Source organism: Hirschia litorea (genome assembly GCF_042665075.1).
In the GTDB taxonomy this organism is placed as follows: domain Bacteria; phylum Pseudomonadota; class Alphaproteobacteria; order Caulobacterales; family Hyphomonadaceae; genus Hirschia; species Hirschia litorea.
The window spans coordinates 621,018-637,070 of record NZ_JBHTBR010000005.1 but is presented as its reverse complement, the minus strand read 5'-3'; the positions used below and the strand labels follow the sequence as shown (position 1 = coordinate 637,070).

Sequence of the window (16,053 nt, the reverse complement as noted above, 5' to 3'; positions counted from 1 at the left end):
ATATCGCGAAATGACGCCATTGAAATACTTAACAGCATAATCATCCCACAAATTTTTGTTAGGTTAATCAGGTCATCTTTTGAGTTTTTAATTCTAGTGGTCATGGTTTTATCAATCTTTGGTTAGTTCTCTCTTTTTAGCATGGGAGCGTAAATAAAAGTGCCGCTTCTCTTCATGATTTTGTTCAAAATTTTCGAAGAGCTTTTGAACACTAATTAAGCATAGTGCTGAGTCTATTATCGCGATGTGGCGAGTGTCAGTGCGGAGCGGATGCTATTGGATTTGGTGTCGTATTATGGAGATAGGTCTTCTTAGACGAGGCGCTGTGTCCCAATTGCTGTATGGAGATCGCATGACAGAGCTTTTCGAAAAATCACACCAAATAATTTTTTTTACGAGATGAATTTAACCATTTAGACAGGTTAAGTCCTAAACATATCTACGTTGCTGCCCCTTTTTTTGTCCCGAATTAACTTTGAAAGATGAATGGGCGGAGATTTTGTGGCTTTGGAGCAACAAAAATTCAAGCCGCGGCTTTTGTAAGTAGGCGTTTTATAAACCAATAATTCACCTAACTCATTGTTATTTATTGTTATTATTGGTTTTTGGTTGCCTATTTCCTGAACCCAAAAACAGTATTTGCCATTTGGATAAAAGGATATATCATTTGTCCATAATTACAAAATGGGAGAGGTAAATGTCCATTAACGGGAGAGGTTATATGACTTTTAAAAATATTTTGACGGCGTCTGTGGCGCTGACAGGTTTATGTGCAACTGGCTTCGCGCCACAAGCGTTTGCACAAGAGCAAGAAGTCGCTAGCGAGCAACCAGCAGAGGCTAAAAAAACACTAAGTGTCGTAACTGTTACAGCACAACGTCGTGAAGAGAACCTACAAGAAGTTCCAGTGGCGGTGACTGCTCTTTCAGCCGAGCAATTAGCAGATCGTCAAATTGGCGATGTAAATGACATTGCTTCACAAATACCAAGCGCAGTGATCGTAACAGGTGGTGGTACTTCTAGTTCAGCACGTGTTTATTTCCGTGGTATCGGGGAAGATGAATCACGTGGTGCTGTTGACCCAGCTGTTGGGATTTATCTGGATGGTATTTTCCTAGGGCGCTCTATCGGATCACTTCTTGACCTTGTTGATACACAACGTGTTGAGGTACTTCGTGGACCACAAGGTACTCTATATGGCCGTAACACAAACGGTGGTGCAATTAAACTTGTGAGTGTGGAGCCACAAGATGAGAATGCTGGTGACCTATCTGCCGGTATTGGTAATTACGGTTCGTTCAACTTCAAAGGCATGGGAAATCTAGCACTTGGCGATAACACTGCGGTACGTGTATCGGGTGTATATAAAGAGCGTGATGGTTTGTTTGAGTTAAACCCAAATGGTGCATCTGCTGGTTTGGCACGTGACAATTTGGGCAAAGAAGAAGTTGCAGCGGCACGTATTTCTGTGAAGCACCACTTCAATGACGATTGGTCACTATTATTTGCTGCTGATCACACGCAAGACAATTCAGACCCATCACCAAGTACAATTTTGACTTCAAGTAATGACCCATCAGTCGTTACAGATGTAGACAATGATCTTTTCACTATCGAGCCTGTACCGGGCGCAGTTTGTTCCCCAGCACCTCAAATTTTCCAACAAGTTGGGTGTTTTGCGAACTTTAGTAGTGAAGTAGAAATTTCCGGTGCGTCATTGAAAATTGATGGTGCAATTGGTGATTATGATTTCGCGTCGTTGACGGGTTATCGCCAAATGAAAGATGACTTGTCATCTCACATTGGTTTCCCTTTCTCACAACAAACTGATCAATCCCAGTTGAGCCAAGAGTTTACACTATCTTCTGCGTTTGATGGTCCGTTCAACTATATGGTTGGTGCTTTCTTCTATAATGAAGAAGTTCAGCTAGACTCTGTGTTCTTCTTCCCGTTTAGCGTGGGAATTGATACCAATTCTGCTGCAGCTTTCTCGCAAGTAAACTTTGAAGCTACAGACAAAATTACCCTAACAGGTGGATTGCGTTACACCACAGAAACACGTGATGTTGTTGGGTCTTCTGGAGCGCCAGGTGCGGCTTCAGTAGCGTTCCCTCTTGAGCGTAACCTAGACGAAGACAATCTGACATATTCTGTGAAAGCAAGCTATCAAGCTACAGACAGCATCATGGTATATGGTTCTGTATCAAACGGCTTTAAAAGTGCCGGTGTGTCTCCTGACTGTTTTGCTGCAGCATCTTGTTTCCTTCCTGTAACTCAAGAAGATCTTGTGTCTTGGGAAACAGGTATTCGTAGTGATTTGTTTGACAACGCAGTGCGTTTCAACCTGACTTATTTCAACAACTCGTATGAAGATTTGCAAATTTCCGCGACGGTTCCGGGTGTAGGTTTCACGCGTTCCAATGTGGGTGAAGCTGCAATTCAAGGTATTGAGTTGGAGACATCATGGTTTGCAACGGACAATCTTGAATTCTACATGAATGGTAGCTGGTTGGATGCTGAGTATCAAAACCTAACTGCCGCTGATGCGGGTATTATTAAGCAAATTGATCCAGCTGTGGCTGGACCAGCAGATGCTGCATGTCCTGGGCTATCATCGACGCCGGGTGCAATGCGTGACTCACAACTTATCGCTTGTGGTGAAGCATCTCAGCTTAAAAATGCGCCAGAAACAAAAGCATCACTCGGTTTCCAATATTCAATTCCAGCATTTGATGGATATGTGAAATTTGGTGGTGACCTTGCGTATGAAGCAGATTCATATGCATTGGTTGCAAACAACCCAGGCTCTCTCATATCACCGGGAACACGTGTGAATGCACGTGTGGGATATGCTCCTGAGGACAAAGGATGGCGTGTATCTTTGTGGGGTAAAAACCTTACAGATAAAGAATACTACCGCAATACAACAAGTACGAACCACGTATATGCGGAGCTTCCTCTGACTTGGGGTGTTGATTTCGGCGTAAGCTTCTAAATCAAGTTTTTTTCTTCCTTTACCCGTCTGGCGTCGTGTTGCGTCAGGCGGGTTTTTTTTACTTTGAAGGAGTGTCGAGATGGCGCGTATTGAACCTTTGACTGTGGATCAATTGTCCGAACAGGCAAGAAAAGATTTAGAGTATTCAGAAAAACTAATGGGCTTTATTCCCAATGACGTGTTGACGATGGCGCGTTGGCCAGCATTTCTAAGCGCAACAAAGCATCTTGTAGATGTTGTATATGCGCCTGGTGAACTGGACTCTGGATTAAAGCGCATGATTGCTACAGTCGTTAGCAGTGCTGCGGGATGTGTTTATTGCCAAGCGCATACATCTCATGGGGCTGTGAAGATGGCCGGCGCAGATGCGGAGAAAGTGGCGCATGTTTGGGAATTTGAGACAAGTCCTTTGTTCTCAGATGGTGAACGTGCAGCTTTGAGTTTGGCAATGGCCGCTGGTAGTCAGCCAAATGGTGCGACTGACGCGCATTTTGTCGAGTTGAAAAAACACTTTTCACAAACCCAAATCATGGAAATCATGGGCATGATTGCGCTATTTGGTTTGTTGAACAGATGGAATGATACTTTGCAGACAGAGTTAGAGCCTGTGCCTCTTAGTTTTGTAAAAGAAAATGACGCCAAAAACGTATAAATCTGTGCGACTCTTCAAAAGACAATAAGGGCGAGTGCATTTTAAAGTTGTACTTTTGGGTGCGGGAGCAGCTGAAATCTGACGCATTTTAACGGCCAAAATGAGTTAGAGGTATGTTTAAACGATATCTGCTCTTTGAGATTGTTTTGAAAATCCTCCTCAATAGCGTGCCGACGGCTCAATACCCAAGTTTGCCTCTATAAATGTGTTTTTTGAGGTGACAGCTTTATCGAAAAGCTAAAAGCATGCATTAACTTGCGTAGATTGCTTGAATTTTTTATTCAAACAGATGGTGCTATTGAATTTTTTTAGCACAATGCTGTGAATTGCGTGACAAATCGTGGTATTGCGTGCTTTTGCAATCACATATTCACGAATTTTGTTCTGATATCTTGATTTTTAGGTCAATGACTGGGATTAATTAATTTCGCATTTTGATAAAGTGAAGAAAGAAAAGTCTATATTTTACACAATGTGCGGTAAATAATTACAAAAATAGTCGGTACTGGGGAGTAAAACGCTATGAATAAAGCAATATTGAAGCTGACAAGTTCGGCGCTCATTTTGAGCTCTCTTCTTGGGGCAAATGCATATGCTCAAGATGTAGAGAAAGAGACAGCTTTAGAGCAAGATGTCATAATTGTTACCGCCACTAAGAGGGCCTCCACAATTCAAGAGGTTCCATTTTCTATTAATGCGCAGACTTCTGATGCAATGGAAAAGTCAGGTGCGACTAACCTAGAAGATGTAGCGCGCAGCGTTGCCGGTCTGACAATCCAAAACCTTGGACCAGGGCAAAGTCAGGTTGCGATCCGTGGTGTTTCCGCCGGTCAAATCGTTCGTGACCAGCCAGGTGTAAAAGAGCAAGTGGGTGTGTATTTGGATGAGTCAGTGATTTCACTATCTCTCTTCACGCCTGACTTAGACCTGTTTGACTTAAACCGAATTGAAACATTGCGTGGACCGCAGGGCACATTGTTTGGTTCTGGTTCAATGGGTGGAACGATCCGTTACATTACTGAGCAACCAAATACTGATGGTGTGTCGGGTAAAGTTGAAGCTAATGTCAACACAGTCACAGATGGGAATGAGGGCGGACACCTAAAGGGTGCGATCAACATTCCAATGGGTGACAAAGCAGCACTCCGCGCTGTTGGATACACAACGCAATATGCTGGTTATATTGATGCACTTACACCCACAGGCAAAAAAGAAGATGTAAACACGGGTACACGTAATGGTGGACGTATTGCTCTATTGCTTGAGCCATCTGACAACATCAAAATAACACCGCGTGTTATCTATCAGGAAATTCAAGCTGACGGGTTTAACCGCGAAGAGGCTTATAACTGGCTTTCTGCGGGTCAGCAGCTTGATGCACGTGAACAATTTTTGCTAACGGATGAAGAGTTCAAAGACGAAACGTTGTTGGCAGATATCACAGCGTCTATTGATCTTGGTTCAGTAGAGCTAACATCTGTGACCTCATATATCGACAGATCTATTCTTGTAAGCCGTGATGCCAGTGCGCTTACACACAGTGTGTCAGCAGACCTTGGATTTGACACTGCAGCGTTTGAGATTCCATCTAACCTACGCGATTCCACTGCATATGAATCTTGGACGCAAGAATTGCGTTTAAGCTCCGACTATGAAGGTCCAATTCAGTGGGTCGGGGGAATATTCTATTCTACTAATGATCGCTCCTACGAGCAGCTTCTTCCAACACCAGGATATGGCGCATTTACTGATGATGCTTTAGGTGCAGGCACGGCTGCTGCAGTATCAAATGGGTATTCAGAAGATTCGCCCTATAACTCAGAGCTTGATTACACATTAGACCAATACGCTATATTTGGTGAAGTAAACTGGGAAGCAACAGACCGTCTAACATTGACGGCTGGTGGTCGCTATTATGACTTTGAAGAAGAGCGGACAATTTCTCAAGGCGGTCTATTTGGTAATGTGATTAGCAACCAAGCTGATACAACATCATCTCAAGGCTTTAACCCAAGATTTTTGCTTGCTTATGAAGTCAATGACGTTGTGACATTGAATGCGCAGGCTGCTCAGGGCTTCCGTCTAGGTGGTGTGAATGATCCACTGAACGAAACGCTTTGTCAGGGATCTGACATTGATACATTCGGCGGATACCAATCATTTGAAGATGAAACGCTTTGGAACTATGAAGCAGGCTTAAAAGCACAAAAAGGTAGTTTCTCTTTCAATGGTGCTGTTTTCTATAGTGATATTAAAGACCTTCAAGTCACGTTAGATGCAGGTACATGTTCTTCACGTGTCGTGTTTAACGTTCCTGAAGCGCACTCTGCGGGTATCGAGGCTGAAGTTGGATATAGTCCAATTGAGGGCTTGAACCTGAACATGGCGCTCAGCTTGTTGGAAAGCCAATTTGACTCAACAGTTGAAAGCGGCGGCGCAGTGCTTGGCGGCATTAGAGACGGCAACCGTCTTCCATCTGTTCCAGAGTATCAATTCTCTTTCTCTGGATCATACTATTGGGATGCTGGCTTTGCAGGTGCTGATGCCTTTATCGCTGGTTCATTGCAATTGATCGGCGATCGCTACACGCAACCTACAGACCAAGAGCCGGGCCAAGGTCTACCAATAGCCACAGGGCTTGCTTATGGCACGTTCACTGGCAATGAAGACCCAAGTCGTCTTGTCGATCTTGATCTAGACTCATATCAGACACTTAATTTGAGCGCTGGTCTTGAGTTTGAAACATGGAAATTGACTGGGTACATCACTAACGCGTTGGATGAAGATGCAGATCTTTCCTTTGACCGTGAGCGTGGTGGACGGGCGCGTCTTGGCTTCCGTACCAACAGCCCACGTACAATTGGGATGACAATCCGCAAGGATTTCTAAATCTCACATTATAAGTGAATGAATTTGACCCCGTAGGCTATTGCTTGCGGGGTCTTTTTTTTGATTTGGAATAAGCCTCATATGCAAATCAATATTGCGAAGTATGGTTGTTTTTTGGATTGTTTTTGTGGTAAATATAAAAAAATCGAATAATTGAAGCGCTAATATTCAAAGGGGTTTATAATGTCCAACGCGTTGATTTCTAATCTATCCCTACTGCCGCCAGATGCTCTTTTAGGATTGATGGCTGCTTATAAGGAAGATCCACGCGATACCAAAGTGGACCTTGGTGTTGGCATTTATAAAGATGATGCTGGTCAAACACCGGTGTTAAAAGCGGTGAAAGCTGCTGAAGAAATGTTGCTAACAACAGAAACCTCAAAAGCTTATGAGGGGCCGCGTGGCAACCAATTGTTTGATAATGCGGTTGAACGACAAATTTTTGGAGATAATTCGGAAGCTAGAGCGCAAGGTCGCGTTGTTTCATTGGCGTCTCCGGGGGGGTGTGGTGCGTTAAGTGTCGCTGTGGGCTTTGTGAAGCGCCTCAGCCAGCAGGGTGTTGTATGGGTGAGTAGCCCGTCATGGCCTAACCATGCGCATGTGGTGCGTGCGATGGGGATGGCAACTGATAGTTATGCTTATGATGAGGTTTCTTCTGGGCCTCATGCGGGTAAGGTTGATTTTGAGGGGATAAAAACAACGCTTGCCAAAGCAAAGGCGGGCGATGGCATTATTATTCAAGGGCCATGTCATAATCCAACAGGTATCGATTTGGACAATGCGCAATGGGAAGCAATCGCTCATCTATGTGTTGAAAAATCATTATTTCCTATAGTCGATGTTGCCTATCATGGATTTGGAAATTCACTTGATGAGGATATGCTTGGCGTTCGTCGTTTTTTAAGTATCGTTCCTGAGGCTCTGGTATCTTATTCCTGCTCAAAGAATTTTGGTTTATACCGCGAACGGACAGGGTGTTTGGTCGCGCAAACGCAGTCGACAGAGCATACCAAGGTAACGCTTTCTCATCTGGCAGATATTGCGCGTGCCAGTTATTCCATGCCTCCGTCTCATGGGGCAGCGATTGTCGCGACTATTCTTGATACACCTGCGCTTTACGCGATGTGGGTTGAAGAACTCGATCTAATGCGTGGAAGAATTACTTCTTTGCGTGAGGCAATGGCACTTGCTTTGCGCAAGCACGGAAAAGATGTGGCGGCTGATCGTATTGTGCGCCAAAAGGGAATGTTCTCTTTGATGCAATTTGAAGAGGGGGCTGCGCAGAAATTAGTTGCTGAGCACGCTATTTATCTTCCAAATTCTGGTCGTATCAATGTGGCAGGTTTGAAACTGGATACAATAGAATATGTTGCTAAATGTATGGCCCCGTATTTGAAATAAAGTTTTAGCGGCGCTCGCCATATTACCCAAATAGGGGGAAGCGCCGCTAACCTTTGCAAAAGATTAGTTTGGGTCTTTGGGAATAGAACAAAGACCAGCTTTTACCATTTGTGACCATGCTTCTTCAGGGGTGTCGGCATAGCTAAATAGTTTCACATCTTCTGGATTGATGGTGCCAACTTCAATCAATTTGTCGAAATTGAATGTAGAAGTCCAAAACTCTTTATCAAAGAGTATAATGGGTAGCTCGTTTGGAATTTTCATTGTTTGGCGCAAGCACAAAACTTCGAATAATTCATCCATTGTTCCAAAACCACCAGGAAATACCACAAGCGCATTGGCACGCATTGCTAGGTGCATTTTGCGCATTGCAAAATAGTGAAATTGGAAGGTGAGCTCCGGCGTCGAATAATGGTTTGGTTCTTGTTCGTGCGGCAGCGTAATATTGAAACCAATATTGGGTGCGCCAACATCTTGAGCGCCGCGATTTGCAGCTTCCATGATGCCTGGGCCGCCACCAGTGGCGATCACGTTATGGCGTGGATGATCCTTCGTTTTCAAAGCGCCACCACGTTTTGAAACAATGCGTCCTAATTCTCTAGCAGCGTTGTACCAGCGGGCATGGTTTTCGGGACCATCGTCCTTAAAGCGAGCTGAACCAAATATCACCACGGTAGATGCAACGCCCCATGCGCGCAGTTCTTCTTCCGCTTTGGCATACTCAAGCATGAAGCGTACACCGCGCATGCTGTCACCTAGCAGGAAGTCTTCATCTAGGGCAGCAAGGCGGTAGGAGGGCGAGTCCATGCTGGCAGGACGCGAGGAGGAAACCTCATCTTCAATGGAGGTCAATGTTTTGGCGGGCGGGGTGTTTTTATCTGTTTTACTCATGTATCCAATATAAGTCTAAAATTAAAAAATAACAGATAGATACTTGTTATTGTGATATTTTATGTCACCTCTTTCAATCTCATAAGGTGGAATTACGCTGTGTAATACGGCTTCCATTCTTTGATTTCTCAATGATGAAGCCATTGGGAATGGCGCGTTTCACATCTTCGACATGTGAAATAATGCCGACAAGCCGGTTATTGCTAGCAAGCTCTTGGAGCGTATCTAGAGCTAAGTCCAGTGTTTCTGAGCCAAGTGTTCCAAAGCCTTCATCTATGAAAAGAGATTCCAATCTAACACCGCCAGCTTGCGCTTGAACGACGTCAGATAACCCTAAGGCGAGTGCCAGGGATGCCAGGAAACCTTCACCACCCGATAGCGAAGAAGATCGGCGGTGCGTATCGGTGTGGGCATCATATACAAGTGTATCAAGGCCTTGAGACCCTTTACCGCTCGCGGCGCTTGTGTCGCGTCTAAGTTCAAATCGGCCGCTTGTCATAGGGGTTAGCCGGATATTGGCGGCATCTAAAACGTCGTCATACATGGCGGCGATTGCAAAATCAGCCAGTTTGAGTCTGTAGGCGTTTTTTCCGTCCATCAGATCGGCTAGCCCACCAAGAGGTCCAAATTTTTCATTGAGACGATCAACTTCTTTAGAGGCTTGGTCAATCGCATCGCGTGTATTGCGCAAATGGGCCAAATTATGTTGTGCGGTACTAAGAGCTTCTGTTTTTGTTTCTAGGTCTTTACTCGCGGCATTCAGGTTAGACTGGAGCGTTTCAATATCTTGTAATTTATGATTTTTTGTAAATTCTTCAGCTTGTTTAATTTGCGCTTTTACGGCGATGAGCGCTGTCTTATAGGCGTCAATTTGTTGAAGAAGCGTATCTGACCTTTGTAAGATTGATTTGGCATTGAGGAAGGTGTCTGCGGTAAATTTTGCGTCTCGCAATGCCGTTTCAAAATTCGTTTTATCGCCGTTTAGACGTTTCAAGGCACGTTCTAAACTCTCATTTTTTTCCAGAGTTGATGCTTTGCAACCCTCATAGTGAGTTAAACTAGAGCGTTCATTTTTTTGAGCTTTTTCTAGTTGTTCCGCGTGTCCTTTGAGTTGTTTGTCTAAGTCCACAATCTCACGGGAAAGCAGTGATGTGTCACGGTATTCAGGCGGTAAATTGGTAAGAGTATCTTCATACCGGCTCTTTGCAATCTCATAAGCTGACAGCGCAGATTGGAGTGTCTGTTGGCCGGTTTGCAATGTCGTGTTTTGGTCAGTGAGCGCGGTTTCCAAGGCGAGGATAAGTTTGGAAATATCCTCGTGGGATGGTGCTGCTTTTAAAGCACTGAGAGTTTTAGTGCATTGATTTTTTTCGTTTTCAAGATCAACTTTATTCTTGGATGAGGGCGTTAATCCGTCTAACAGTTTTTGCGCAGCGTATGTTTTTTCTCTCAGTGAAATGAGGCGATTATTGGCTTCGCGTTCGTCTGCATTTGCTATTTCGAGCGTTTTCTTTGCTTTTTCAAATGCTTCATTGAGGCCCTTAGAGCTGCGGTCGCCGCTTGCAAGGTTGGGATGCTCTAAGCTTCCACAAACGGGACAATTTTCTCCATTTTTCAAATTGGCAGCAAGATGTAAGGCTTGGATGTGGGAGAGGTCTGCTTGGGCTTTGTCAAAATGGGTTTGAGCGTTGGTTTGCGCTGAGGTTGCGGCTTTGTGGTGATCCGAAGTTGATGTAAGTTGTTGATTAAGTTTATCAAATTCTAATTTTTGAGTGGCATATATCTGAAGCGCGGCAAGATCTGCTTTAATGGAATCAAGCTGTTTTTCTAATTTGGCAATATCCCTTTCACGCTGTAAGGCGAGACCTGCTTCTTTCTTTTGTTCCTCCAGCTTGAGCTTTGTTTCATCTATGTTTTTTTGAAGCGCGTCTTGTTTTAATTGTGCGCTATTGAGCACTTTGTAGCAGGTTTCAACATTTGCTTTTAACGAGAGAGTTGAAGCAGCTATATCTTGCAAGGATTTGAGATATTGAAGGCGTGTTTCGAGAGCCTTCATGCTGGCTTGCTGGTCTTGGAGTGTTTCTAATATGCTTAGTGCCTGCTGGTGGCCTTGTTTAGCGTTGCTTTCGGTGTGTGTGGCTTCTGCGTGCCGCGTGATTGCTTGCTGATGATCGAGCTTGGATTGGCTAAGTGCCGTTTCCAATCCTAACAGTGTTTTGGCACGGTTTGCGCTGTCGAGTTGGAGCTGTAGATCGTCTATTTCCGGTTGGCGTGCGTGTAGGTGGGCGAGTTCGGTTTGTGCTTTTGTTAGTTCGTCAAAACGCCCATTTATCATTTTGGCATGCTCACATTTTTCGCGCGCTTTTGAGTGAGCAATTTTAGATTTCTCGACAGCCATTTTGGCTTGGTCGAGCATTATGTTGCCGGCATTAATTGCGCCAGCGAGTTCTTCTATACTGGCATATCCGCTCTGGGAAAGGCGGTCGTCTCGGCGTGTGGTTGCTTCCTTGATTTGAGCAGATGAATCTTTGGCTTTCTCTTTGAGATTTTCTTGAAACCGCTTGAAGTGAGAGACATCAAATAATTGTTCCAAAATAGCGGCGCGGTCTTTGGTGTTTGCGTCGAGTATTTGTCGGAATTGGCCCTGAGGAAGTAAAATTATCTGACGAAACTGGCTGGCCGAATATCCCAAAATTTCCGGCACAAGTTTATCCACTTGTGAGGTTTTTTTCTCAGCGAGTACTTTTCCTTGCGTATTGTCATTTATCTGGGAGACATCCATTCCAGTCGCATCAAAGAAATAGGCTTCGTGCGATTGCTGCGTTGTTCTTCCGCCTCTTTTTGCGGCGCGTTCCTGAGCGGGAATACGCTTGATAACATAGCGTTTAGGGCCAAGATCAAAGACGAGCTCAACTTGGGTGAGTGTATCTAAATCTGCATGATCAGAGCGAAAGTCTTTTCCATCTCGAGAAGCACCAGATGATTGGCCAAAAAGCGCAAAGCATAGGCCATCGAAAATAGATGTTTTACCTGCACCTGTGGGGCCGTAAATTCCAAATAATCCTGAATGTGACGCTTGGTCAAAATAGATTGTTTCAGTGCCGGCAAATGGACCAAAAGCTTGGAGTGTCAAACGTATAGGTCGCATGGTTTATGCCTTCTCGTTTGAAATGTCTTTGAATGCCGTATCCAAAATGGCTTGTTCGTTGTCGCTTATAGCATCGTCGCGGACATAAGTGAGGAATTCACGGATTACGGCTTGAGGATCATTAAGCTTGGCTGTGGCGCGACCTTTTCCATCTGACTGAGTGGTCTGCCTCGCTTCGCGTTCAAGCGTAATAGCATTGGGAAATGTTTTGCGTAAGCGGGCCATAGGGTCAACAAGCGCGCCGGTGTCCGTCAATACGGCGTGAACCAGATCACTGCGATTTGGATCATTGGTCATGTTTTCCAGATCTCTGAGATTGCCTTTCAATATGCGTACCTGACGCAAGGCTTTGAGAGGAAGAAGTTCAATATTGCTGACGCCGTCCCTGCCCAGTGTGATCATTGTAACTGATTTCTCACTCCCTGCTTCGTCAAATGCGAAGGCGAGGGGAGAACCGGAATATCTAATATGGTCACTTCCTACTTTTTGCGCACGGTGCAAATGCCCAAGGGCGACATAATGTGCGCCTTCAAAAACACTCGCTGAGACAGTCTCAATGCCTCCAACACTTAAGCTACGTTCAGATTCCGTTGTGGATGCACCTGTTACAAATGCATGGGCTGATATTATCCAGCGGGCATTAGTGGGTATGTGTTTTCGGGCGCATTCAACTTGGGCTGCAATGACATCTGCGGGAGAGGAAATGCGGGTATTATCAAATGTTTCCCGCGCTGCATAAATTTCACCAAATGGAAGCGCGCTAAAGGCAATTGGCCCATATTCATCATTTAGAATAAGGGGCGTATCATCTTTTTCCAGTCGGCCGCGTATCAGAACACGGTTTCTATCAGCAAAGGGGCCATTGATACCGATACGTTCGCCTGAATCATGGTTTCCAGCTAATATTACGAGTGCTGTCGCAGTATTGTGATATACTTGTCGTTGAAATTCATCGAACTGACTGATAGCACTTGCGGGCGGGGAGGCACGATCAAAAATGTCGCCCGCAATGATGAGTACGTCTGGTTCTTGAGTGAGAATAATATCCATTAATTGTGAAAGAAAATAGGCATGGTCTTCTATAAGGGACTCCCCTTTGAAGGTGCGGCCTAAATGCCAATCAGATGTATGCAATATTTTCATGTGCAAGGCCTAGGTGAAATGGGACGCACTGTAAACAAACCGTGTTCGTATGCAATTAAAGCTTGGTGATTCGGATTTGATAGCTAAAATAGACTATAGAATTGACACACATGCTTGAAGTTGAATTTCGCGTAAAGGTATAGATTCATGCGCCTAAAAGTTTCAGCTCTGTTGTGTGTTTTCAGTCTGCTAGCGAGTTGTGGCGGCGGAGGAGGAAGTGCGCCAACACCTGCTCCGACGACAGACCCTGTGCAGCCAACTGACCCTACACCGCCTGTCACGCAAACTGCATCTTTGACGAGTGTCGTGGAAACGAATTTACCCATAGTCGCTGATGCTGATAATAATGATGAAGGCTCTCCCCAGACAAATAATAATACAGCGGCAAGTGCACAATCAATTAATAATGGGTCCTTGGTTTTAGGGTATGTTACAAAAACCATACCGCAGGATGGTGCGGACCTGTTTGGATATCTAGGCAATAATGGGCAGACGGATGAGGTCGATTATTTTCGTGTGAACCTATTAGGCGGGGAGACGATTCAGCTTGAAATTGCATTAGAAGAATCGGACAATCCTTCCAATGATACAATTGATCCTGCGTCTGGAATTGACCTTGATCTGGAACTTCTTGATGTGAATGACAACTCAATTGTTGTATCTGATAGTACAACGAGTGCATTAGAAGAAATCATTGTTCCTGAAGATGGAGAATACCTTATCAAGGTCGTGGCTGCGAGTGGGTCGTCCATGTATGGCTTGGCAGTCGGCGGAAAGGAATTGTCTAGTGCGTCTGTCACGCAGATTACCACACGCCATATAGCACCCGGTATAGCGGTGGTGACGGAACAAGAGCGTGTAGGAAAATCGTCGTTACGTTCTACATCGCGAGAAGGGACATATAAGTCTTTGGCATTTGGAAGCCGAACTCACTTAGATTTAGAGCCATATTTTGCTTCAACGATTTCAACACAAGGCGCATCAAGGCAATCAGCAAAATCTCTTACCCGCCTTGATCGCCAGCGCGCGACATTGGCGGCAATCAAAGCGATTAATATGGAAGCTGGACGTACAGTCCTTGAACCATATGTGTTTCCGCGAAAAGTGCAGCTTGCATCACCCTCACTGTATGACCCGGTCCCGTCGGAAAATACGCAATGGAATTTGAGCGATATTGAGTGGCAATCTGCGCGTACAACGCTTGAAGGCCTGACAATCACGCATACGCCGGTAATCGCAGTAATTGATTCAGGGTTTTTAACCTCGCACCCTGATTTAGCTGATCGTATAGTCGATCAACGTGATTTTGTGGCAGAGGAATATGATGGTGACGGATTTGATGCAGAAGCAGAAGAGATTGTCGATGTAAATGATGAATACCCTGATGCTTGCCACGAGTTTCATGGCACGCATGTCGCATCTATCGCATTGGGAGAGGTAAACGACATCGGAATGATGGGCGTGTATCCAGAAGCTAAACTTATGGCGCTTAAGGTGGGGTATAGTAAAAGCATTGGTCCGGATGGTACTGATTCAGAAGGTGAGAATTGTGAAATTCTTCCGGGAGATATAGCGAACGCGATACGGTATGCGGCGCAATTACCATTAGTGGGCATTTCTGGTGTGCCTACGGCTTCGGTTAAAGCAGATGTTATTAATCTGTCTTTAGGGACGAATTCTCCGAACTCTAATATACGGGCTGCAATTAATGAAGCGACGGCAGCAGGTGTCATCGTCGTTGCTGCTGCGGGGAATGAAGGGGGCACAGCCCTTGGCAAGTCTAGGTTTTACCCTGCTGCATATGACAATACAATTTCAGTTGCATCCTCAAATCTGGCTGGTGGGCAATCCTTCTACAGTTCTGAATATGCTGAGGTGGATATAACGGCACCAGGTGGTGATATTCGCGCTGATGTGAATAGAGACGGAATTGCGGATGGTATAATTGGCGCTAGCGCGAGTCTGGAAGATGGTAATTTTGAAACGTCAGTAAAAATTATTCAAGGAACATCTATGGCAGCGCCGCATGTGGCGGGTGCTGTCGCTATGATGAGAGCTATTGATCCCACACTTACCACAGCTGAATTTGAAGAAATGTTGCGGTCTGGTGTCCTGACAACTGAAGCAGAAGATGCTGGCTTTGACTTTCAAACTGGATATGGGTCCATGTCTCTACCGCGTATGATAAATGCGGCGCAGGGGAATGGTTCGCTTAATCCAGTAACAACGCTAATATCGGCAAACCCCAAAGACATCACAATTGATTTTTCAAGTCGCACGGCAAAACTTGATATTCGAAAAATCGGTAATGATGCTTTGGCTGTTTCTACAGTAACTCCAAACTCTAACCCCGAATGGTTGTCAGTATCACCGAGTTCGGATGTGGATGCGGATAAAGTTGGAATTTATAATTTAAATGCTGACACAACTGGATTGACTGGCAATTACTACACAGGATCTGTGCAAATTTCTTTGTCCGATGCTCAAAACCTAAATGTATCCGTTGCGCTATTGAGAGACCCAACACTTCCAGCGTCTCCAGCTGCGATATTTCCTACTCTATACGGGGTATTGCAGCAAAAAAATGAGACGACAGATAGATTTGAACAGGTCGGGGATACGTTACGTGATTTAGGAGGGAATTCTGCTTCTTTCACCTTTGAAGATGTGCCGCATGGAGAAGAATATCGTATCTTGATATCGACTGATCTTGATGGGGATAGCTTTATCTGTTCGAACGGCGAAATGTGCGGGGTATTTCCAGACTTCGATCGCCCAAATGTGACTTTTGAAGTCGATGGAAATACGACACAAAACATCGAAATTAGCTATATGGGGCGAGGTGGCCCAATTGGAAGTTCTACGGCTATAGCCGCAGCCATGCTAAGCGATGTTTCTAAAGAGGACCTTGAAATCAAAAAGAATTAATTGATT

The 16,053-nt window shown here is 44.8% G+C and carries 8 protein-coding genes; 5 read left to right on the top strand and 3 right to left on the bottom strand.

The genetic code is table 11. The features are described 5' to 3' along the window. The first annotated feature begins 721 nt into the window (after nucleotides 1-721). The 4 genes from ACFQS8_RS11655 (at nucleotide 722) to ACFQS8_RS11640 (ending at nucleotide 7,937) form a co-directional block, all read left to right on the top strand. Nucleotides 722-2,995: a TonB-dependent receptor gene (locus ACFQS8_RS11655; protein ID WP_382167574.1), complete on the top strand. Its 2,274-nt coding sequence runs from the start codon at nucleotides 722-724 to the stop codon at nucleotides 2,993-2,995. Between the two features lie 79 nt (nucleotides 2,996-3,074). Continuing rightward, entirely contained in the window at nucleotides 3,075-3,647 is a 573-nt protein-coding gene (locus ACFQS8_RS11650; protein WP_382167572.1) for a carboxymuconolactone decarboxylase family protein, read from the top strand. Nucleotides 3,648-4,169: 522 nt separating this feature from the next. Continuing rightward, on the top strand, nucleotides 4,170-6,536 hold the full coding sequence (locus ACFQS8_RS11645) for a TonB-dependent receptor (protein WP_382167570.1): 2,367 nt from the start codon (nucleotides 4,170-4,172) through the stop codon (nucleotides 6,534-6,536). 183 nt (nucleotides 6,537-6,719) lie between these two features. Then, a complete protein-coding gene (locus ACFQS8_RS11640; RefSeq protein WP_382167568.1) occupies nucleotides 6,720-7,937 on the top strand; it encodes an amino acid aminotransferase in 1,218 nt (405 codons plus the stop codon). A gap of 63 nt (nucleotides 7,938-8,000) precedes the next feature. On the opposite strand, the gene ACFQS8_RS11635 is transcribed toward ACFQS8_RS11640, so the two are convergent. From ACFQS8_RS11635 to ACFQS8_RS11625, 3 genes are all read right to left on the bottom strand, one after another. Continuing rightward, nucleotides 8,001-8,744 (bottom strand): LOG family protein, encoded by a 744-nt coding sequence (locus ACFQS8_RS11635; RefSeq protein WP_382168611.1) that lies wholly within the window; start codon nucleotides 8,742-8,744, stop codon nucleotides 8,001-8,003. A 163-nt stretch (nucleotides 8,745-8,907) separates the two neighbouring features. Continuing rightward, nucleotides 8,908-11,976 (bottom strand): AAA family ATPase, encoded by a 3,069-nt coding sequence (locus ACFQS8_RS11630; protein WP_382167566.1) that lies wholly within the window; start codon nucleotides 11,974-11,976, stop codon nucleotides 8,908-8,910. Nucleotides 11,977-11,979: 3 nt separating this feature from the next. Beyond that, on the bottom strand, nucleotides 11,980-13,119 hold the full coding sequence (locus tag ACFQS8_RS11625; RefSeq protein WP_382167564.1) for an exonuclease SbcCD subunit D: 1,140 nt from the start codon (nucleotides 13,117-13,119) through the stop codon (nucleotides 11,980-11,982). A 147-nt stretch (nucleotides 13,120-13,266) separates the two neighbouring features. Between ACFQS8_RS11625 and ACFQS8_RS11620 the strand changes: the two genes are divergently transcribed. Continuing rightward, nucleotides 13,267-16,047 carry a S8 family serine peptidase gene (locus ACFQS8_RS11620; protein WP_382167563.1) on the top strand — a complete coding sequence of 927 codons (2,781 nt, stop codon included), beginning with the start codon at nucleotides 13,267-13,269 and terminating at the stop codon, nucleotides 16,045-16,047. Nucleotides 16,048-16,053: the final 6 nt, after the last annotated feature.

What these genes read in the sequence shown, in the direction of transcription:
- ACFQS8_RS11625 (WP_382167564.1), bottom strand. Translation starts at nt 13,119, where the DNA reads ATGAAAATATTGCATACATCTGATTGGCATTTAGGCCGCACCTTCAAA.
- ACFQS8_RS11620 (WP_382167563.1), top strand. Translation starts at nt 13,267, where the DNA reads ATGCGCCTAAAAGTTTCAGCTCTGTTGTGTGTTTTCAGTCTGCTAGCG.
- ACFQS8_RS11635 (WP_382168611.1), bottom strand. Translation starts at nt 8,744, where the DNA reads ATGGACTCGCCCTCCTACCGCCTTGCTGCCCTAGATGAAGACTTCCTG.
- ACFQS8_RS11630 (WP_382167566.1), bottom strand. Translation starts at nt 11,976, where the DNA reads ATGCGACCTATACGTTTGACACTCCAAGCTTTTGGTCCATTTGCCGGC.
- ACFQS8_RS11655 (WP_382167574.1), top strand. Translation starts at nt 722, where the DNA reads ATGACTTTTAAAAATATTTTGACGGCGTCTGTGGCGCTGACAGGTTTA.
- ACFQS8_RS11640 (WP_382167568.1), top strand. Translation starts at nt 6,720, where the DNA reads ATGTCCAACGCGTTGATTTCTAATCTATCCCTACTGCCGCCAGATGCT.
- ACFQS8_RS11650 (WP_382167572.1), top strand. Translation starts at nt 3,075, where the DNA reads ATGGCGCGTATTGAACCTTTGACTGTGGATCAATTGTCCGAACAGGCA.
- ACFQS8_RS11645 (WP_382167570.1), top strand. Translation starts at nt 4,170, where the DNA reads ATGAATAAAGCAATATTGAAGCTGACAAGTTCGGCGCTCATTTTGAGC.